Source organism: Serratia marcescens subsp. marcescens ATCC 13880 (assembly GCF_017299535.1).
GTDB lineage: Bacteria > Pseudomonadota > Gammaproteobacteria > Enterobacterales > Enterobacteriaceae > Serratia > Serratia marcescens.
Genome location: NZ_CP071238.1, coordinates 949875 through 970780 on the forward strand (window position 1 = coordinate 949875; position 20906 = coordinate 970780).

Below are 20906 nucleotides of genomic sequence, written 5' to 3' on the forward strand. Positions count from 1 at the left end.
AGAATTGCGTGTACTTCTGTTCGGTCTTGAATTTCTATACACATGCGACTTAATAACTTACAAATCCGGAATGCTAAACCCACCCCTAAACCTTACACGTTGAGTGATGGGTTGGGCTTATCCCTTTTGGTTGAACCCAATGGCAGCAAGAGCTGGCGCTTTCGTTATCGCTTTGCCGGTAAGCCCAAGATGATTTCATTCGGCGTCTATCCTGCCGTTTCGTTGGCCGATGCTCGGTCAAAACGCGATGAATCCAGAAAGTTAGTTGCTGAGGGGCAGAACCCCAGCACAGTTCGTAAAGAGAAAAAGCTGGCGCAGCTATACGGGAATGCGAACACCTTTGAAGCGATTGCGAAGGAGTGGCATAAGTCCAAATTGGCGACGTGGTCAGAAGGCTATGCGACCGATATCATGGACGCGTTCAACATTGATATTTTCCCCTATCTGGGGCAGCGCCCCATATCAGCGATAAAGCCGCTTGAGCTACTCACCGTTCTTCGCAAAATTGAGGCGCGTGGGGCGCTTGAGAAAATGCGTAAGGTCAGACAGCGCTGTGGTGAGGTCTTCCGATATGCCACGGCAACCGGGCGGGCGGAGTTCAACCCGGCCGCCGATCTCTCCACCGTTTTGATTAGCCCAAAATCTACTCATTATCCTTTTTTATCCGTTGATGAAATCCCCGGATTTCTTGCTGCGCTGGAGGCGTACTCCGGTAGTCGGTTAGTACAACTGGCGACGAAGTTGCTGATGTTGACCGGAGTCAGGGGGATTGAGCTGCGCATGGCGCAATGGCATGAGTTTGATCTGGATAACGCGCTTTGGGAAATTCCGCTGGAGCGCATGAAAATGCGCCGGGAGCATCTCGTGCCGTTATCGACGCAGGCGGTGGCCATCCTGAATGAACTGAGAACCTATACGGGCAACTATCGCTATGTTTTCCCGGGCCGTAATGACGTCAACAAGCCGATGAGCGAAGCGAGTATCAACCAGCTCCTTAAGCGTATCGGTTATCACGGTCGGCTCACCGGCCATGGCTTCAGGCACATGATGTCCACGATTTTGCATGAGCAGGACTTCAATACCGCCTGGATAGAGATGCAGCTCGCTCACGTGGATAAGAACGCCATTCGCGGCACTTACAACCACGCGCAGTACCTTGAGAAGCGTCGTGACATGTTGCAGTGGTACGCCGACTTTATCGCGGGCCTTGCTCGTCAGTCTCACCGCCAATAAATCGTTAAAACCCCCTGGCGCGCAATGCTACCCCCGCCTCGCCTGCGCGCTTTGTGTGTCGCTTTTCATGCACCTGAATGAGAGGCCGCAAGCCGCGCCGCTGCTGGTGCGGCAGGGGGTAAAACATGCATCTTTCCGCATGCAAAATCATGCACCCTATGCATGCACGCGTCATTTGACACCCGCTAGCCAGGAAAAAAGCCTTTTTTGATGACGGGGTGAGAGGGCGTTGCGCCTGGCGTTGTCATGCGTCACCGCAAACCGGTGACCGAGGGCAGTTTCTGATGCGGGGGAGATGTACCGCGCGCTGACGATAATCACATCAGAGCGCTTTTAGTTTTATTCATAACTCTTCATACTGTTCACCAAAATAAAAAAGTAGAGATAAATCAGTTAGTAGTGGGGTGAAGAGTGGCGACTGTATCCGTTCACCCGGTGTTCACGCCTGTTCACCGGCTCTCACAAGGCCTTTTCCCTGGCGAGCCGGTGTTTGGCGGTTTTTCCCTGTTAATCAACCGCCCATTCATCGCTCAGGCTTTTCGGCCGGTTTGCCAACAACGGTCAATAAATGCCAATAAAGGCCAATATCGGCCAGCGTTGTCCACTTGATTGAAAAACAAGCATAAAATCTGTTCCACCACACAACAACACCTTGTTGCCACCCCGGTAAAACTTCACATAATAGGGCGCTACCGAAGTTCACACAGTCCCGGCCAGCGTTGGCCGGACACAAAGAGGTCGCGTTTTATGTTGACCGTTTCCACTCCCGCCCCATCCACTCTGTCGCCGGTGTTTCCTGGCGGTTACACCCCGCGAGAGCGCTTTATCCGCCTGCCGGAAGTGCTCTACACCACCGGCCTGTCCCGTTCCACTGTGTACGAGATGATGGGCCGCAAACAGTTTCCGGTTCAGGTCTCCCTCGGCGGTAAAAATGTCGCCTGGCTGGTCTCCGAGGTCGAGCATTGGATGGATGAACGCATCGCCAACCGCCATCAGGGGAGTGCCGAGTGATGCAGTTAACGCTGGGCCGACACCGTTTTACCCTGAGCGACAACGACGCGCTGTTTGTGGCGGAAGCCATCTTGTTGCAGCGCAAACACCCGGATATCGTCTTGCCTGAACATCGCAGCGATAAACACGGCGTTATTCGTCTGACGAACCGGCGGGCCGAGCTGCGTCTGCTGCATGCCGCCGAAGTGATTGATCACTATGCGATCGATTGAACGTCCGGGGGCGTCTTACGGCTTGCTCCCACGTCCGGCCCTGCGCTATAGTCCTCCCGCTGCCGCAAAATCGGCAGCCGGGCGTAGGAACCCGTGTATCTCTAAGGCGACACAACACGCGCCAGGCGTGTTTTTTTATGTCGCAGCCTTTGCTTGCTCATTTTTTGCGCGGTGGATGTTATGCTATCGCAGCAGTCAATCAATGGTGGCTCAGGCGGGGCAGCCTTCGGGCTGGCCGGTATTCTTAGAGGCCGGTATTCCTACCCCCGTCTGGGCTACCACCCATAAGTGTAGGAACTTCGGTGGTAGCAATAACCTTTACTCTAAGGAGGCTGCCACCATGGCTACGACCCTCACCCCGACTCACCCGACATTCTGCTTCCTGTTTGCGGCCGTGCGCCGTTCTGCGCTGACGGCTTCACCGCGTATCGTGCGCACCGTGGCGGATTCTGAGCACAACGCTCGCCGCCTGCTGGCCCGTGATTATGTGTTGTCCTTTGCCGGTCGTTTGCCGGTTAAGGCGGCAGCATGAACACCCTGGCCGACCGCTATTACCGCGACACCCATTACCCTATCCCGCACGCCGATTTTCTGCGTCTCCAGCATGCGCACGCCACCGGCGTGCTGTTCCTCGACCTGCTGGACACCCTCGACCTCGGCGGGCAGCGCCCCGATGCCGTGCAACAGGCATCGTTTGCCTCGGTCATTGCCTTGCTGACCGACCAGCTCGGCCACGTCGTCAACACCTGTGAATCCCAAATCCTTGCCCGCATGGAGGCCACCGCCGCATGAACACTGCATCCTGTTTACCGATTGAAGTCCGTACCGCCGTTTTCCGCCGCGCCGTGGCGCAGGCCTACCTGGATACCTGTGCCTTTTACCGGGTGAGCCTGGGGTACACGCTGGACGAGCTTCAGATGACGATTGCCGTGCGCCTGGAAGGGCACTTTGTGCGTCAGTACGGCGCAGAGGACGGCATGGACATGGCGTGCACCATGCTGAGTGACATGGTGCAGCCGGACGTTCTGGTGGCCGCACCGCGCTTGACCGCGCTGGGGCAAAAGATGATGGACGAGCTGTGCTGCGAGCGCCTGTCGGCATCGCAGAACGCCACCGTACACTGAGGAGAAGAGCATGAGCGCCCACTTCGTATCTCAGACCGTACGCACCGCCACCGGCCACTGGCCGGTGATACTCCCGGCCCTCGGCATTACCTTGCAGCCGAACGGCAAGCCGCAGCCGTGTCCGACCTGCGGCGGTAAAGACCGCTTCCGCTTCGATAACCAGGACGGGCGCGGCACCTGGTTCTGCAATCAGTGCGGGGCCGGTGACGGCCTCAACCTGGTGGAAAAGGCCCTGTCACTGTCTGCCCGGGCTGCCGCCGAACAGGTGGCTGCCGTGATGGGAGAAAACACCAACACCCTGCCACCGGCCGCTGAAGCCCGCCATGCCTCACTGAAGGGCGGTGGGCAAGACAAGGCCGAGGCTCAGCGCAAGGCCGCGCGACAGGCACAGGCTCTGGTGGCCGCTGCCCGCCTCCAAACCGGCAACGCCTACCTGAGCGCCAAAGGCTGGCCGGAGGTGGACACCCTGACCCTGCACGGCCAGTCGCTGCGCGTCGGCGGTATCACCTTCCACCCCGGCGACCTGCTGCTGCCGCTGCACAATGACGGGGGCGAGGTGGTCAACGTGCAGCTGATTAACGCCCACGGCGACAAACGCATGCTGGCAGGCGGGCAGGTGAAAGCCGCCTGCCACACCCTAAGCGGCCCGGACAACGCGGTTATCTGGCTCACCGAGGGCTACGCCACCGGCCTCACCGTGCACCGTCTCACCGGTGAGACGGTGTGCGTGGCGCTCAGCGCCAACAACTTGGCGGCGGTGGCAGAGCAGCTGCGCAGCCATTACCCGGATGCGCGGCTGCTGCTGGCGGCCGACAATGACCGCAGCGGCACCGGGCAGACCCGCGCCGCCGAGGCGGCCACACGCACCGGCGGCACTCCGGCGCTGCCGCCCACGGAAGGCGACTGGAACGACGTTTATGGCCGGGAAGGGGCAGACGCTACGCGTGCCCAGCTCCAGGCGTTTAGCCAGTCGCCACAGCCGAGCCCGTTCGACACGCTGAGCGATGCCGATTTGAAAGCCATGAGCGCCAGCGAGAAGGCCGAACTGCTGGCCGAGCACTACGGCAACACCCTGGCGGTGCCGCCGGTGGGCGAAGAGCTGTGCCGCTATACGCGCGGCGCCTGGCAGGTGCTGCCGCACCGACAGCTGAGCCGGGAGATTGCCGCGCTGTTCCAGAAGGTGCGTGCACCGTTCTCTGCCGCCGGTATCAACAGCATTTTGGACACCCTCAAGCTGATGGTGCCGCAGATGGGCGACCCGGCCCGCCGGTTGATAGGCTTTCGTAACGGGGTGTTTGATACCGTCAGCGGGCAGTTCAGCGTCCACCGGCAAGCGCACTGGCTGCGCACCGTCAACAGCGTGGACTACACGCCACCGCGTGCCGGGGAGAACCTGGCCGACCATGCGCCGCACTTCTGGCAGTGGCTGACGCGGGCCGCCGGGGGCAAGCACGACAAGCAAGAACGTATCCTCGCGGCGCTCTTTATGGTGCTGGCCAACCGCTACGACTGGCAGCTGTTCCTCGAAGTGACCGGCCCCGGCGGCAGCGGCAAGAGCGTAATGGCGGCCATCGCCCGGCTGCTGGCGGGAGCCGATAACACCACCTCCGCCACCATCGATAACCTGGAGTCGGCGCGCGAGCGGGCCAGCGTGGTCGGCTTCTCGCTGATACTCCTGCCTGACCAGGAGAAGTGGAGCGGTGACGGCGCGGGTATCAAGGCCATCACCGGTGGCGATGCGGTCGCCATCGACCCCAAATACCGCGACGCCTACGCGGCGCACATCCCGGCGGTGATACTGGCGGTGAACAACAACCCGATGCAGTTCAGTGACCGCAGCGGTGGCGTATCACGGCGGCGGGTGATACTCACCTTTCCGGAGACGATACCGCTGGCCGAGCGCGACCCGCAGTTGCTGGACAAAATCACCCAGGAGCTGGCGGTGATTGTGCGCCACCTGATGCAGCGCTTCGCCAACCCGAACGAGGCCCGCACCCTGCTTCAGGCGCAGCAAAGCTCGGACGAGGCGCTGACCATCAAACGCCAGGCGGACCCGCTGGTCGATTTTTGCGGTTACCTGACGGTGCTGGGCACCCCGGAAGGGATGATGATAGGCAATGCCAACATCACCCCGCCGAACCCGCGCCGCTATTTGTACCACGCCTACCTGTCGTTTATGGCGGCACGGGGCTATCAGCACGTGATGAACCTGACGGCGTTCGGGCTGGCGGTGCCGCAGACGCTGAAAGAATATGAGCATACGTTGCTCAAACGCCGCACCAAACTGGGTATCCAAACCAACCTGCGGCTGAATGATGACTGCGACGTGGACTGGCTGCCAAAATGCGAGGCATAACAGACGCAACAAAGGAGGCGACGATCGGCCGTGCCGATCAATGTGACTTTATTGATCTGCCTAACCCATTGGACGGTCAATCATCACGCAGCCTATAGTGGTGGCGAACAAACATTCCGCCACACCAGGGTATTTCTTCGGGCAGTGTTTATCAGCCCCCTCATAACAACACGTGCGCTCCCAACCGGCTTCGGCCGGTTTTTTGTTTTGCGGGGCATCAGTGTGTGTGCCGGTCGTGGTGGGCGCTGGTCCTCCCTCAGACGCATTCCATGCGCGGCGTTCGCGCCGAACGGTGACGCGAAAGGCACGTCTGGCGACTTACATTTTTATAATTCAGATTTATCCTTTCTATTTCGCTTATCTTATAGTGAAAAATGCTAATGTGTTTGGGGTTTTATTCATTTTTTGATGAGGTGGCATGAGCCAGCGGAAGTATTTGACGCAGTCCGAAGTGGAGCGTCTGTTGCAACAGGCCTTGGCAGGGGGAAATGCCGAGCGTGACTATTGCCTGATTTACATGAGTTTTATCCACGGCTTTCGCGTCAGCGAAGTGTGCCATTTGCGGTTGTCCGATTTGGATTTGCGGGGGCACAGTTTGTATATCCGGCGAATAAAGAGCGGGTTTTCGACCAGCCACCCCTTGCTGAAGGATGAATTGCGGGCCATCAGGGCCTGGCTGGCGGTGCGGGCGGGACTGCCGGGGGCGGACAGCGACTGGGTGTTTTTGTCGCGCCAGGGGAACGCGTTGACGCGTCAGCGGGTGTACCAAATCATCAGCCAGTTGGGTCAGGCGGCAGACATTTCCGTCGTGCCGCATCCGCATATGCTGCGTCATGCCTGTGGATTTGCGCTGGCGGACCGGGGAATTGATACGCGGCTGATACAAGATTACCTGGGGCATAAAAACATCCGTCATACCGTGCGGTATACGGCGAGTAATGCAGAACGGTTTGAAGGGGTCTGGCATCGCCCAAAAAACAAGCGAAAGAGTAGACAGTTAGGACCAAACTGTAAAGTAGTATACGCAACGCGTTGAAAAAGAGTACAGCCTCGCAAGAAAAAAATCACCGAAAAATTATTATCCGATTGAATAATAATGAAATCCACTCCTCTTTAGGCACTCTCCCCCCTTTTGCCCTTTCGGGCATGTTGCACCGTATCAACGGTTATTCCCGCATCTCCCCTCGGCAAGGAAACAGTTTTTTATTCCACTCTTCAGGGGTATTGGCCCATCTATTAAGCATTAAATAGATTTTATATCTAAATAAGCCCTTTTTTTGTTGTTTTTACCAACTGGTCAAAATGGTCCTAATTGTTAAGTTCGACGCGTGCGGCGCCCGCGCTCAGGGCGGGCCCGTGATGTCCGTGTATTGCCCACGACGCTGGTGACTCCGCGTCGTGCGGTAGCCATGGCGACGCGCCGTCAGGGATTGGGGCTTTATGTCGGTGTCGTGTGATTGGGGGCGCTACCGTCAGGTTTGCGGATGACCAGGGAGGAGATGTTTGCGCAGTGGTGTCGCCGACCCCAGCGGCGTGATCGACGTTGCGCACGTTACACAGCAAAGCAAAGAGCCGCGGGGTTTCAGGAGAACGGAAACCCCGGACGATTTTTGACTCATCATCGGTGAAAACAATGAAAAACAAACACACAGGCCATGCTGGCGTCTTTTCGCGCCGACTCAGGGCGCTGACCTGGGTAAACATTGGCATACAAGCGTGCTTTCCGCTGGCGGTGGCGTTTACGCCAACAATCGCGGCGGCCGGCGGTTTCCTGCGGGATAATGGCAGTAAAACGGTGGCGAAGACCCAGATATATACCTTGGCGGCCGGAGAAACGACAGCCTCGGTGGCCCGAAAATTCGGTATCAGCATTGCAGAATTACGCAAGATGAACCAGTTTCGTACGTTTGCGCATGGCTTTGACCATCTGCAACCGGGAGACGAACTGGATGTGCCGGCGGTGCGCGCAACGGGTGATGCGTCCGGCAAGAAAACGGCTGCGCCGCACGAGGATGCACAGGCGGTGAAGGTGGCCGGCATTGCCTCGCAGGCCGGCTCTTTCCTGGCCAATAACCCCAACGGGGAGGCGGCGGCGTCGATAGCACGCGGCATGGCGATGGGGGAAGCCACGAAGGAAGTGCAGGACTGGTTGGGCCAATTTGGCACGGCGCGTGTGCGATTGGACGCGGACCAGCATTTCTCGCTGAAAAACTCCCAACTGGATCTGTTGGTTCCGGTGTTTGACCGGGACGATACCCTGGTCTTCACGCAGGGCAGTCTGCACCGTACGGATGACCGGACGCAAGCCAACCTGGGGGCTGGCGTGCGCTGGTTCAACGATGGCTGGATGCTGGGGGGGAACACTTTCCTGGATTACGACCTGTCACGCCAGCATACTCGCCTCGGGATAGGGGTAGAGTATTGGCGCGACTTCATGAAATTGGGTGCCAACAGCTATTTGCAACTGAGCAACTGGAAAGATTCTCCGGACTTCAGTGATTATAAAGAGCGCCCTGCCAATGGGTGGGATATTCGCGCGCAAGGGTGGTTGCCGGCGTTGCCGCAACTGGGCGGCAAACTGACGTATGAGCAGTACTACGGTGATGAGGTCGGGCTGTTTGGTAAGGACCATCGCCAGAAGGATCCGCACGCGTTCACTGCGGGCATCGAGTATACGCCGGTGCCGCTGGTGACGTTACGTGCTGAGCAGCGGCAGGGGAAAGACGGCGAGAACGACACCCGTTTTGGCGTGGACTTCCGCTATCAATTGGGGGCACCTTGGCAACAACAGGTTGACCCAGGCGCGGTACAGGCGATGCGTAGCCTGGCGGGCAGCCGTCATGACCTGGTGGAGCGTAACAACAATATCGTCCTGGAGTACCGCAAGAAAGAGACCATCCGCTTGCATGCCGCGTCGCTGGTGACCGGGTATGCCGGGGAGAAAAAGTCCCTGGGCGTCTCCGTCAACAGTACCCATGGCCTGGACCGCATTGACTGGTCGGCACCGGCGTTGCTGGCTGCGGGCGGGAAAATCGTCCAGGATGGTCCGCAGGCTTACAGCGTGGTGCTGCCAACCTACCAGTATGCCCCGGGCATCAACAATTACACCGTCAGCGGCGTGGCCGTGGACAAGAAGGGGAACCGGTCAAACACCAGTGAGACGCAGGTGAGTGTGCGCGCACCGGAAATTAATAAGGGGAACAGCACATTTACACCACTTGATAGCATGCTGGTCGCTGATGGCAAGAGCACTCAACATCTGACCTTGAGCGTCAGGGATGCGCAAGGCAATGCGGTGGATGTGCCTGTCTCGGAAATCAGTATCGATACGGGGAATCTGAAGTCAGCATCCGTCTCTTCGCCGGTGAAAAAAGCGATCGGGGAGTTTGAGGTAACGGTGACGGCCGGGGTGGATGAAGAAATCGTCACCCTGACGCCAAGCGTAAGTGGCGTGAAGCTTGATACAGCGCGTGTGGCGATAAACAAGGCGTTTCCAAGCAGCGTCAACTCGACGTTTGCGGCATCGCCGAAGAGTATCGCGGCGGACAACACCGCGACCTCGACGCTGACGTTCACGGCGAAGGACGCGGACGGCAACCTGATCACCACGCTGAACGCCGGTGACGTGAGCTTCGGTATCACGGCAGCGGGGGGCGACGCCAGCAAGGTGACGCTGGGTGCGGTGACCAAGGTGAGCGATGGCGTGTTCACGGCGACCCTGAAGGGGACGCTGGCGGACACCTACACCATCGTGCCGGCGGCGAACGGGACGCCGGTGAGCGGCCTGAGCGACACGGTGACGCTGACGGCGGGCACCACGCCGGATGCCGGCGAGGGCAACTCGACGTTTGCGGCATCGCCGAAGAGTATCGCGGCGGACAACACCGCGACCTCGACGCTGACGTTCACGGCGAAGGACGCGAACGGCAACCTGATCACCACGCTGAACGCCGGTGACGTGAGCTTCGGTATCACGGCGGCGGGTGGCGACACCAGCAAGGTGACGCTGGGTGCGGTGACCAAGGTGAGCGATGGCGTGTTCACGGCGACCCTGAAGGGGACGCTGGCGGACACCTACACCATCGTGCCGGCGGCGAACGGGACGCCGGTGAGCGGCCTGAGCGACACGGTGACGCTGACGGCGGGCACCACGCCGGATGCCGGCGAGGGCAACTCGACGTTTGCGGCATCGCCGAAGAGTATCGTGGCGGACAACACCGCGACCTCGACGCTGACGTTCACGGCGAAGGACGCGAACGGCAACCTGATCACCACGCTGAACGCCGGTGACGTGAGCTTCGGTATCACGGCGGCGGGTGGCGACACCAGCAAGGTGACGCTGGGTACGGTGACCAAGGTGAGCGATGGCGTGTTCACGGCGACCCTGAAGGGGACGCTGGCGGACACCTACACCATCGTGCCGGCGGCGAACGGGACGCCGGTGAGCGGCCTGAGCGACACGGTGACGCTGACGGCGGGCACCACGCCGGATGCCGGCGAGGGCAACTCGACGTTTGCGGCATCGCCGAAGAGTATCGCGGCGGACAACACCGCGACCTCGACGCTGACGTTCACGGCGAAGGACGCGAACGGCAACCTGATCACCACGCTGAACGCCGGTGACGTGAGCTTCGGTATCACGGCGGCGGGCGGCGACACCAGCAAGGTGACGCTGGGTGCGGTGACGAAGGTGAGCGATGGCGTGTTCACGGCGACCCTGAAGGGGACGCTGGCGGACACCTACACCATCGTGCCGGCGGCGAACGGGACGCCGGTGAGCGGCCTGAGCGACACGGTGACGCTGACGGCGGGCACCACGCCGGATGCCGGCGAGGGCAACTCGACGTTTGCGGCATCGCCGAAGAGTATCGCGGCGGATGACACCGCGACCTCGACGCTGACGTTCACGGCGAAGGACGCGAACGGCAACCTGATCACCACGCTGAACGCCGGTGACGTGAGCTTCGGTATCACGGCGGCGGGTGGCGACACCAGCAAGGTGACGCTGGGTACGGTGACCAAGGTGAGCGATGGCGTGTTCACGGCGACCCTGAAGGGGACGCTGGCGGACACCTACACCATCGTGCCGGCGGCGAACGGGACGCCGGTGAGCGGCCTGAGCGACACGGTGACGCTGACGGCGGGCACCACGCCGGATGCCGGCGAGGGCAACTCGACGTTTGCGGCATCGCCGAAGAGTATCGCGGCGGACAACACCGCGACCTCGACGCTGACGTTCACGGCGAAGGACGCGAACGGCAACCTGATCACCACGCTGAACGCCGGTGACGTGAGCTTCGGTATCACGGCGGCGGGTGGCGACACCAGCAAGGTGACGCTGGGTGCGGTGACGAAGGTGAGCGATGGCGTGTTCACGGCGACCCTGAAGGGGACGCTGGCGGACACCTACACCATCGTGCCGGCGGCGAACGGGACGCCGGTGAGCGGCCTGAGCGACACGGTGACGCTGACGGCGGGCACCACGCCGGATGCCGGCGAGGGCAACTCGACGTTTGCGGCATCGCCGAAGAGTATCGTGGCGGACAACACCGCGACCTCGACGCTGACGTTCACGGCGAAGGACGCGAACGGCAACCTGATCACCACGCTGAACGCCGGTGACGTGAGCTTCGGTATCACGGCGGCGGGTGGCGACACCAGCAAGGTGACGCTGGGTACGGTGACCAAGGTGAGCGATGGCGTGTTCACGGCGACCCTGAAGGGGACGCTGGCGGACACCTACACCATCGTGCCGGCGGCGAACGGGACGCCGGTGAGCGGCCTGAGCGACACGGTGACGCTGACGGCGGGCACCACGCCGGATGCCGGCGAGGGCAACTCGACGTTTGCGGCATCGCCGAAGAGTATCGTGGCGGATGACACCGCGACCTCGACGCTGACGTTCACTGCGAAGGACGCGAACGGCAACCTGATCACCACGCTGAACGCCGGTGACGTGAGCTTCGGTATCACGGCGGCGGGTGGCGACACCAGCAAGGTGACGCTGGGTGCGGTGACGAAGGTGAGCGATGGCGTGTTCACGGCGACCCTGAAGGGGACGCTGGCGGACACCTACACCATCGTGCCGGCGGCGAACGGGACGCCGGTGAGCGGCCTGAGCGACACGGTGACGCTGACGGCGGGCACCACGCCGGATGCCGGCGAGGGCAACTCGACGTTTGCGGCATCGCCGAAGAGTATCGCGGCGGACAACACCGCGACCTCGACGCTGACGTTCACGGCGAAGGACGCGAACGGCAACCTGATCACCACGCTGAACGCCGGTGACGTGAGCTTCGGTATCACGGCGGCGGGTGGCGACACCAGCGAGGTGACGCTGGGTACGGTGACCAAGGTGAGCGATGGCGTGTTCACGGCGACCCTGCAGGGGACGCTGGCGGACACCTACACCATCGTGCCGGCGGCGAACGGGACGCCGGTGAGCGGCCTGAGCGACACGGTGACGCTGACGGCGGGCACCACGCCGGATGCCGGCGAGGGCAACTCGACGTTTGCGGCATCGCCGAAGAGTATCGCGGCGGACAACACCGCGACCTCGACGCTGACGTTCACGGCGAAGGACGCGAACGGCAACCTGATCACCACGCTGAACGCCGGTGACGTGAGCTTCGGTATCACGGCGGCGGGTGGCGACACCAGCAAGGTGACGCTGGGTGCGGTGACCAAGGTGAGCGATGGCGTGTTCACGGCGACCCTGAAGGGGACGCTGGCGGACACCTACACCATCGTGCCGGCGGCGAACGGGACGCCGGTGAGCGGCCTGAGCGACACGGTGACGCTGACGGCGGGCACCACGCCGGATGCCGGCGAGGGCAACTCGACGTTTGCGGCATCGCCGAAGAGTATCGCGGCGGATGACACCGCGACCTCGACGCTGACGTTCACGGCGAAGGACGCGAACGGCAACCTGATCACCACGCTGAACGCCGGTGACGTGAGCTTCGGTATCACGGCGGCGGGTGGCGACACCAGCAAGGTGACGCTGGGTGCGGTGACCAAGGTGAGCGATGGCGTGTTCACGGCGACCCTGAAGGGGACGCTGGCGGACACCTACACCATCGTGCCGGCGGCGAACGGGACGCCGGTGAGCGGCCTGAGCGACACGGTGACGCTGACGGCGGGCACCACGCCGGATGCCGGCGAGGGCAACTCGACGTTTGCGGCATCGCCGAAGAGTATCGCGGCGGACAACACCGCGACCTCGACGCTGACGTTCACGGCGAAGGACGCGAACGGCAACCTGATCACCACGCTGAACGCCGGTGACGTGAGCTTCGGTATCACGGCGGCGGGCGGCGACACCAGCAAGGTGACGCTGGGTGCGGTGACGAAGGTGAGCGATGGCGTGTTCACGGCGACCCTGAAGGGGACGCTGGCGGACACCTACACCATCGTGCCGGCGGCGAACGGGACGCCGGTGAGCGGCCTGAGCGACACGGTGACGCTGACGGCGGGCACCACGCCGGATGCCGGCGAGGGCAACTCGACGTTTGCGGCATCGCCGAAGAGTATCGCGGCGGATGACACCGCGACCTCGACGCTGACGTTCACGGCGAAGGACGCGAACGGCAACCTGATCACCACGCTGAACGCCGGTGACGTGAGCTTCGGTATCACGGCGGCGGGTGGCGACACCAGCAAGGTGACGCTGGGTACGGTGACCAAGGTGAGCGATGGCGTGTTCACGGCGACCCTGAAGGGGACGCTGGCGGACACCTACACCATCGTGCCGGCGGCGAACGGGACGCCGGTGAGCGGCCTGAGCGACACGGTGACGCTGACGGCGGGCACCACGCCGGATGCCGGCGAGGGCAACTCGACGTTTGCGGCATCGCCGAAGAGTATCGCGGCGGATGACACCGCGACCTCGACGCTGACGTTCACGGCGAAGGACGCGAACGGCAACCTGATCACCACGCTGAACGCCGGTGACGTGAGCTTCGGTATCACGGCGGCGGGTGGCGACACCAGCAAGGTGACGCTGGGTACGGTGACCAAGGTGAGCGATGGCGTGTTCACGGCGACCCTGAAGGGGACGCTGGCGGACACCTACACCATCGTGCCGGCGGCGAACGGGACGCCGGTGAGCGGCCTGAGCGACACGGTGACGCTGACGGCGGGCACCACGCCGGATGCCGGCGAGGGCAACTCGACGTTTGCGGCATCGCCGAAGAGTATCGCGGCGGACAACACCGCGACCTCGACGCTGACGTTCACGGCGAAGGACGCGAACGGCAACCTGATCACCACGCTGAACGCCGGTGACGTGAGCTTCGGTATCACGGCGGCGGGTGGCGACACCAGCAAGGTGACGCTGGGTGCGGTGACGAAGGTGAGCGATGGCGTGTTCACGGCGACCCTGAAGGGGACGCTGGCGGACACCTACACCATCGTGCCGGCGGCGAACGGGACGCCGGTGAGCGGCCTGAGCGACACGGTGACGCTGACGGCGGGCACCACGCCGGATGCCGGCGAGGGCAACTCGACGTTTGCGGCATCGCCGAAGAGTATCGTGGCGGACAACACCGCGACCTCGACGCTGACGTTCACGGCGAAGGACGCGAACGGCAACCTGATCACCACGCTGAACGCCGGTGACGTGAGCTTCGGTATCACGGCGGCGGGTGGCGACACCAGCAAGGTGACGCTGGGTACGGTGACCAAGGTGAGCGATGGCGTGTTCACGGCGACCCTGAAGGGGACGCTGGCGGACACCTACACCATCGTGCCGGCGGCGAACGGGACGCCGGTGAGCGGCCTGAGCGACACGGTGACGCTGACGGCGGGCACCACGCCGGATGCCGGCGAGGGCAACTCGACGTTTGCGGCATCGCCGAAGAGTATCGTGGCGGATGACACCGCGACCTCGACGCTGACGTTCACTGCGAAGGACGCGAACGGCAACCTGATCACCACGCTGAACGCCGGTGACGTGAGCTTCGGTATCACGGCGGCGGGTGGCGACACCAGCAAGGTGACGCTGGGTGCGGTGACGAAGGTGAGCGATGGCGTGTTCACGGCGACCCTGAAGGGGACGCTGGCGGACACCTACACCATCGTGCCGGCGGCGAACGGGACGCCGGTGAGCGGCCTGAGCGACACGGTGACGCTGACGGCGGGCACCACGCCGGATGCCGGCGAGGGCAACTCGACGTTTGCGGCATCGCCGAAGAGTATCGTGGCGGATGACACCGCGACCTCGACGCTGACGTTCACTGCGAAGGACGCGAACGGCAACCTGATCACCACGCTGAACGCCGGTGACGTGAGCTTCGGTATCACGGCGGCGGGTGGCGACACCAGCAAGGTGACGCTGGGTGCGGTGACGAAGGTGAGCGATGGCGTGTTCACGGCGACCCTGAAGGGGACGCTGGCGGACACCTACACCATCGTGCCGGCGGCGAACGGGACGCCGGTGAGCGGCCTGAGCGACACGGTGACGCTGACGGTCGCTACGGCGGTGCAGGACATCCTGGTGAATGGTTACACGTACGCTGTGGACGCGGGTTTCCCGAAAACCGGGTTTGCGGGGGCGAAGTTCACCGTACAATTGAATGGCGGTGAGCCGACGGACTACACCTGGACGTCGAGTGCGTCCTGGGCGTCGGTTTCCGCAGGCGGGGAAGTGACCTTCACAGGCAAGGGTGACAGCACGCCGGTCACCGTCACAGCCACGTCAAAACTCGACCCGACCAAGGCATTTGAATATACCTTCACGCTGAACGACTGGTACATCAATAACGGGTCAACGACCATGACATGGTCTGCGGCCAACACGTACTGCACGAATCAGGGCGCGTCTCTGGCGACCCGTCTGCAACTGGGCGGCCCACAACTGACCACTGGTCAGTACAACGTTCGCGGTACGGTTGGTTCGCTGTGGAGTGAGTGGGGGGATGTGAGTACGTACACCGGCTCGGGCTTCCCGAGTGGCGGCCTCACCTGGACGTCCGAGGTCGGCAGCAGTGGTCACCACTACTACGTCGACTTGACCACGGGCAACGTCAGCGACTTCTACGACAGCAGCAGCCTCTACGTTGCGTGTCGGCAGGGTCTTTAACCTTTAGCGTTTAGATTTTAACCTTGGTTTTTATTGTTCCTTGACCGGCACCTTTGGGTGCCGGTCCGAAATAAAGGAGACGGCATGAATATTGAAGAAAAATTAGGCTTAAGTGCAAGAAAGGGGAAAATAACCCTATTGAGGGAGGGATTGTTCTTGCGGTGTTATGAGGAGTCTCTTTATGCAGTGATTAATGGTCCATACCCCACGTTAAGCGTGATAAGTCGAGCATTCAAAAATCTCAATGGTCGTCGTGTATTATACGGCGGATTTCCGGAGCCTCAACTTCGCAAAATCCTTCCTGACGCCATTGAAATGGAGTGGGGATATGAATGCGGCTGTCATGATATAGACACCGAGAAATATCGTGCCTGGTGGGACAATATTGTACATCACATGGACATGGCAAATAATGAGAAGGTGCAGGAGCAAAACGGTGTACAGATTTTATTGGATGGTGAGTGCTGTCGATTTTTGGCATCATGGCAACCAGAGGCCTTTCCGTCTGCTGTTGATGCGGGATTTATTGCCGCCGTAAAGAAAAAAGCGGGGGTGTAGTCATTACAATGACTCGTTGCAAAAGGCGGGATTGAGCAGTGGTGCAGGCGGTGCGTAAGGACTGTATCGCCAAGGCGTAACAGGAATATGCTATAAAAGAAGACCGACCCACCCCACGACCTCCCTATTGGCGAGGGCGTTATAAAGGGGCAAACTTCGAAAGAGGGTAAGCTGAAATAAAGAGGGAGGGTAAGTGAGCGCCGGGTGTGAGTTCGGCTCGGGCTTCCCGAGTAGCAACAACACCTGGACGTCCGAGGTCAACAGCAGTGGTAACCACTACAACGTCAACTTGACCACGGGCAACGTCAACAACAACAACGACAGCAACAGCAACTACGTTGCGTGTCGGCAGGGTGTTCTTACCCTCTGTACTGCTGCACAATCCAGTCTTGTTTACAGTATTGTTTGATACGTATGGCGCCGTAGTTTGCGTCAGCGGGGATAAACCATGTTTTAAGTAAACCTGCATAACGGTGCCATATTTGCTTGCGAAGGCGCCAGTGTTGCGTGTGTTGCATCATGCCCAAATAACTATTGATGACTGACTGAATTTGAGTGAGTAGTTCATAGTGGGGTGTAATGGGGGTACCGTTGAGATAGGCTGCCCACTTGTGGACAAAGGCGTCTGAGTTATTATGCGTGTGCCTCGGGGGATGCCCCGATAGTACTTGATTAAAGAAATGCAGTCGGTAAATGAACCGGCGAATGTTACGGTTTCTCATGTGGAGATGATGAGGATAAACGCGATACCCCAAATAATCTGCACCTTGACTGCATTTTTGAATGCTTTGTTTTTTCGGGTGTAAAGTGAGGCTTAATTCGCTCGCGCAGAACGAGGCGATAAGTTCTCGCCATTGAGACATTTTTTTTGATGAGCTGCCGAGTAGAAACAAGTCATCCATATACCGAACGTACCCTCGGGCTTTAAGTGAATGTTTAATGAAGTGGTCCAAGGGGCTTAGCCATAAATTAGCGAACATTTGACTTGCTGAAGAACCTAGTGGGAGTCCTTTGTCACTTCCTGCACCGAGTAGGGTTTTGTGTGGGGGGATGGTGTTCAGTAATCGCCTGTCGCCAGAAACAGTCCATGTGCATCGCGCTACTGGGTGGAGAATGCATCGCTCTAAAATGAAATCCAGTGTTTCATAGAGCGGGCTTTCTGATAGATAACGTTGTGTAATGGATTGGCATTGAGTCAGCAATGGGGTGCGCGGTATAGCGTTAAAAAAATTCTGGATATCTAACTGAAGATAATATGTGTGGTCAGGTTGGCGCATGAAGCGCTGGACTCGCTGTACCGCAGCCAGCGTGCCTTTGTTTTTCCTGTTTGCAAACGTGTCATCGATTAGCACACGTTCAACATACGGGTTTATGTGATAAACCAGCCAGCATTGCACCAACCTGTCACGAAAGGAAGGGGCATAGATTTCTCTCAGCTTTGGATCTGTGACGGCAAAGCGTGAATAAATCGACGGTTGATAACGTTGCGAACTGATTTCATCTGCCAACGTTCGACATGTTTGGGAAATTGATTCTGTGTTTAACGATTTATGTATGCTTCTGCCCATTTTAACGACGCACTGTAAAAGTTCATAATTAATTTGCTTGGCGAGTGATACCTTGAAATCCATATTTAAGCATCCAAAGGTGTATGATGATTTACTGCGATTATATAAGGCATATTGGAATGTGCATAAGCACTTGCCGCGTACGTTCAGAATAACGACAGGTGATGTTATATTGCAAACTATAACGGCATGTATAGCAGAGGTCATTTCAGCCAACCACCTGGATAAGCATGTGGCGGAGCAGCGAGCTTTGTCGGGCGAGTGCCTGGGGAGAGGTCGAACGCAGCTCGTTATTATTAGGGGGCTGCTCACGGTGGGGTGGGATATGCGTTTCATTCCCCATGGTTCATTCATGCATTTAACGTTTCAACTCGATGAAATCGAAAAACAGGTAACGAAATGGCAAGCCTGGTTTATGAATGACTCAGCAGGCATGTAACATCATTTATCATTACCTCTCGCTTCACGTTGCATATTTCATTGGCAGAACGATGGTTATTGCATGGCGATAAAGGCCGTCGGTATTAAATAGTCGGTATTAATACGGTGTTTTGATTGCGGATGCACCTGATGTCACTACGGTGAGCAGGGCAACAGGTTGTCAAAAAGGAGCGTGAATATGACACATAATACCCTCTCCCCAAAAGATTTGCCTTCTTCTGACGGGGGCGGTACAGGTCGGTATGTTACACCGCGTCAGTCCAATCATGAGGTGTATACGTTGCCTGAATGCCTGGCCAATTTTCCACCCATGCCCCTCTATTTAGCGGTGGCGCATTTTGGTCTGCTGAGCGGGCGACCGCTGTCACGAGAAGACATTTCCCAGGCTTTTCATATCGACAGGCGTCGCGCATTGGAGGTTATGCGCTATTTGGTTAATAACGCTCCACGGGTCACCTGCAAGTGCCTGTCCCTGATGAAAGGGCGAGGATATTGCCTGCACATTATCGATATTGCTTCACCTGAGCAGGGGACTGGCGAGCCTCCCTCATGTTCAGCGCGCCCGCGTGGCAGCGCGGCTAAGCGTGAGCGAGCACAGCAGCAGATGCGGCAGTGGTTTTTGCAACGTCCCAATCCTTAGGCGGCAGTCACGGGCATCAGGGTACTCTCCTCTGGAAATAACTCCTCTATAGCGTGATGTTTGGTGTTTTGCTTACCGGTGGAATGGTGCGCATTTTGCAGCAGTAACGGCATGCTCTGGTTTGTTGCGATGCGCAACCACGGATATCCATGGTCTTGTTATGGCAGATGGAATAATGAAAGAAAGTGAAAGAATGATGAGGTTAGACGTTGGCGATTTTTTGCCTGGTGTCCACACCATGTCGACACCCAGGGCGCGTTTTCGTGTGGCAATGCGCCAGGCCGCCATGCTGGAGCGTAAGGGGTGTTTCAACGAGGCCGTGTCCTATTGGCAGGAGGCGTTGACGTTGGCGGTATCGGAGCGCGAGCGTCATTGGTGTGAGTCACGAGCGCACCTGTGCCAAAAACGCAGTATGCAGGGGGAATAACAGAATGCGTTGACTTCCCGGCAGAAAAAAAGGAGGGAAGCACAGCATCGCTTGTCAAACATAGTGGTTACATGAAGGCGAAGGTAATGAGATGAATGTGGAAAAAAGCAGTTTGCGCAGTCCGGATCGAGGAAAAGAAATGAGGCATAGCCTGTGGTGTCGGATAAGTCGTCGATGGATGTGGTTTGGGGTGGGGGCGGTGAGTGTGATGATATGGGGGATGTTGTTGGGACTTATTGTGGTGCTGGCATAAGCTCTTGCCGTACTCAGATAGTCTGCCCATTCTGAATGATGATTTGCTTCGACATTCTTGCGACCCCTTTCCGTTCGTGTCGCTTGCTCTGGCCGGAGAAGAGGACAGGAGCTTAACCGATACGGTGCGAGAATGGCCGCATAAAACACGAACGTCTTGTCTGTCTGAATAATGCAAGGGAGGAAGGTTTGAGTTTGCTGCTCAGTAATATTTACTCGCTTGATGGCTGATTATTATCGCGAACATTGTGAGATGCTATGTGCTAATAAATTAATTTGACATCGAATACCTCCCGTCAGGAGTCTTGCTCCGATCTTCTGGTGAATTATGGGGTAGGTGCCCTTTTTCTGTTTATATCGACTTTTGTGTAAAAGAGGATGTGTCGCGTCTGGCGGTGTTGTTTTTGTGTGTTAAAGATATGAAGGTGACATGATAAGACGCGTTGTTTTTATTACTCGAATTGAAAGCGCATAAAAATAGGGATTGGATTAATTGTGGAAACAAGATAGCGATTATTGCTCGTTTATATTCCCCCTTATTATTGAAGGTGCGAAAAATGGAAGGTGCGACGGCGGGAGCCTGGATATGGCTGTGGGTACTGTGGCTGAGCCTCAGTGTGTTGTTGTTGGGCGGGATGCTGTCGCTGCCCCCCAAAGACGTGGTAACTCCCCTGCCTGCCCGGCTTCCTCCCTGGGTTTTGCGGTTTGTGCAAGGGGAGATGGCGGTGGGCGGCACGGTGCGCATTGGCCTGGGGCTGGGCGGGGCCGGGTGGTGGTGCGGTGCGGCGGGCTTGTTGGTGTCGGACCTGTCTCGCAGCCTGTTGGTGGTCGGGGGTGGTACTCTGGTGCTGATAGCGCTGTTTAATGCCGGGCGTCGGGGGGTGCAGTCCCTCGTTGGGTTGGTCGTGCTGTCTGGCTTTCAGGGGGCGGGATGGGTCGTACTTCTGCTGATTGTGCTTCAGCTCTACGGGTTGTCGGTGCGATGAGAATAAGAGGGGCGGGA

Annotated in this window: 14 protein-coding genes; 13 read left to right on the top strand and 1 reads right to left on the bottom strand. The window is 59.1% G+C overall.

The features are described 5' to 3' along the window. The first annotated feature begins 42 nt into the window (after positions 1-42). The 10 genes from J0F90_RS04415 to J0F90_RS04460 all read left to right on the top strand — a co-directional run bounded on the left by J0F90_RS04415 (position 43) and on the right by J0F90_RS04460 (position 16575). On the top strand, positions 43-1233 hold the full coding sequence (locus tag J0F90_RS04415; protein ID WP_033641311.1) for a tyrosine-type recombinase/integrase: 1191 nt from the start codon (positions 43-45) through the stop codon (positions 1231-1233). Positions 1234-1980: 747 nt separating this feature from the next. Further along, complete coding sequence (locus J0F90_RS04420) at positions 1981-2244, top strand: helix-turn-helix transcriptional regulator (protein ID WP_033641312.1); 264 nt, start codon at positions 1981-1983, stop codon at positions 2242-2244. Continuing rightward, on the top strand, positions 2244-2456 hold the full coding sequence (locus tag J0F90_RS04425; protein WP_227944656.1) for a hypothetical protein: 213 nt from the start codon (positions 2244-2246) through the stop codon (positions 2454-2456). Before J0F90_RS04420 ends, J0F90_RS04425 begins: the two co-directional genes overlap by 1 nt. Continuing rightward, the gene (locus tag J0F90_RS04430; protein WP_042706795.1) at positions 2443-2988 is read left to right on the top strand and encodes a host cell division inhibitor Icd-like protein; all 546 of its coding nucleotides are present in this window, start codon (positions 2443-2445) and stop codon (positions 2986-2988) included. The genes J0F90_RS04425 and J0F90_RS04430 overlap by 14 nt, the downstream gene beginning before the upstream one ends. Further along, entirely contained in the window at positions 2985-3248 is a 264-nt protein-coding gene (locus tag J0F90_RS04435; RefSeq protein ID WP_015376559.1) for a hypothetical protein, read from the top strand. Before J0F90_RS04430 ends, J0F90_RS04435 begins: the two co-directional genes overlap by 4 nt. Next, a complete protein-coding gene (locus J0F90_RS04440; RefSeq protein WP_033641314.1) occupies positions 3245-3580 on the top strand; it encodes a DUF5375 family protein in 336 nt (111 codons plus the stop codon). The genes J0F90_RS04435 and J0F90_RS04440 overlap by 4 nt, the downstream gene beginning before the upstream one ends. Positions 3581-3590: 10 nt before the next feature. Beyond that, positions 3591-5936: a primase-helicase zinc-binding domain-containing protein gene (locus J0F90_RS04445; RefSeq protein WP_033641315.1), complete on the top strand. Its 2346-nt coding sequence runs from the start codon at positions 3591-3593 to the stop codon at positions 5934-5936. Between the two features lie 418 nt (positions 5937-6354). After that, on the top strand, positions 6355-6972 hold the full coding sequence (locus J0F90_RS04450; RefSeq protein ID WP_033641316.1) for a tyrosine-type DNA invertase: 618 nt from the start codon (positions 6355-6357) through the stop codon (positions 6970-6972). Positions 6973-7824: 852 nt separating this feature from the next. Continuing rightward, positions 7825-16017 carry an invasin domain 3-containing protein gene (locus J0F90_RS04455; RefSeq protein ID WP_327279621.1) on the top strand — a complete coding sequence of 2731 codons (8193 nt, stop codon included), beginning with the start codon at positions 7825-7827 and terminating at the stop codon, positions 16015-16017. A gap of 84 nt (positions 16018-16101) precedes the next feature. Then, positions 16102-16575, top strand: a complete 474-nt coding sequence (locus J0F90_RS04460; protein ID WP_033641211.1) for a hypothetical protein — start codon at positions 16102-16104, stop codon at positions 16573-16575. A gap of 359 nt (positions 16576-16934) precedes the next feature. Here J0F90_RS04460 and J0F90_RS04465 read toward each other — a convergent pair whose 3' ends face one another. After that, positions 16935-18206, bottom strand: coding sequence for an RNA-directed DNA polymerase (locus J0F90_RS04465; protein ID WP_072009632.1), 1272 nt, complete (start codon positions 18204-18206; stop codon positions 16935-16937). Between the two features lie 556 nt (positions 18207-18762). Between J0F90_RS04465 and J0F90_RS04470 the strand changes: the two genes are divergently transcribed. From J0F90_RS04470 to J0F90_RS04480, 3 genes are all read left to right on the top strand, one after another. Then, on the top strand, positions 18763-19224 hold the full coding sequence (locus J0F90_RS04470; protein ID WP_072009631.1) for a CaiF/GrlA family transcriptional regulator: 462 nt from the start codon (positions 18763-18765) through the stop codon (positions 19222-19224). A 238-nt stretch (positions 19225-19462) separates the two neighbouring features. Beyond that, positions 19463-19651, top strand: a complete 189-nt coding sequence (locus J0F90_RS04475; RefSeq protein ID WP_151250762.1) for an ANR family transcriptional regulator — start codon at positions 19463-19465, stop codon at positions 19649-19651. Between the two features lie 695 nt (positions 19652-20346). Continuing rightward, positions 20347-20889: a hypothetical protein gene (locus tag J0F90_RS04480; RefSeq protein WP_126186566.1), complete on the top strand. Its 543-nt coding sequence runs from the start codon at positions 20347-20349 to the stop codon at positions 20887-20889. Positions 20890-20906: the final 17 nt, after the last annotated feature.

Bases quoted from the DNA above. Each gene is read 5' to 3' on its own strand.
- J0F90_RS04455 (WP_327279621.1), top strand. From the start codon at position 7,825: ATGAACCAGTTTCGTACGTTTGCGCATGGCTTTGACCATCTGCAACCG.
- J0F90_RS04465 (WP_072009632.1), bottom strand. From the start codon at position 18,206: ATGGATTTCAAGGTATCACTCGCCAAGCAAATTAATTATGAACTTTTA.
- J0F90_RS04440 (WP_033641314.1), top strand. From the start codon at position 3,245: ATGAACACTGCATCCTGTTTACCGATTGAAGTCCGTACCGCCGTTTTC.
- J0F90_RS04460 (WP_033641211.1), top strand. From the start codon at position 16,102: ATGAATATTGAAGAAAAATTAGGCTTAAGTGCAAGAAAGGGGAAAATA.
- J0F90_RS04470 (WP_072009631.1), top strand. From the start codon at position 18,763: ATGACACATAATACCCTCTCCCCAAAAGATTTGCCTTCTTCTGACGGG.
- J0F90_RS04435 (WP_015376559.1), top strand. From the start codon at position 2,985: ATGAACACCCTGGCCGACCGCTATTACCGCGACACCCATTACCCTATC.
- J0F90_RS04450 (WP_033641316.1), top strand. From the start codon at position 6,355: ATGAGCCAGCGGAAGTATTTGACGCAGTCCGAAGTGGAGCGTCTGTTG.
- J0F90_RS04415 (WP_033641311.1), top strand. From the start codon at position 43: ATGCGACTTAATAACTTACAAATCCGGAATGCTAAACCCACCCCTAAA.
- J0F90_RS04420 (WP_033641312.1), top strand. From the start codon at position 1,981: ATGTTGACCGTTTCCACTCCCGCCCCATCCACTCTGTCGCCGGTGTTT.
- J0F90_RS04430 (WP_042706795.1), top strand. From the start codon at position 2,443: ATGCGATCGATTGAACGTCCGGGGGCGTCTTACGGCTTGCTCCCACGT.
- J0F90_RS04475 (WP_151250762.1), top strand. From the start codon at position 19,463: ATGTCGACACCCAGGGCGCGTTTTCGTGTGGCAATGCGCCAGGCCGCC.
- J0F90_RS04445 (WP_033641315.1), top strand. From the start codon at position 3,591: ATGAGCGCCCACTTCGTATCTCAGACCGTACGCACCGCCACCGGCCAC.
- J0F90_RS04425 (WP_227944656.1), top strand. From the start codon at position 2,244: ATGCAGTTAACGCTGGGCCGACACCGTTTTACCCTGAGCGACAACGAC.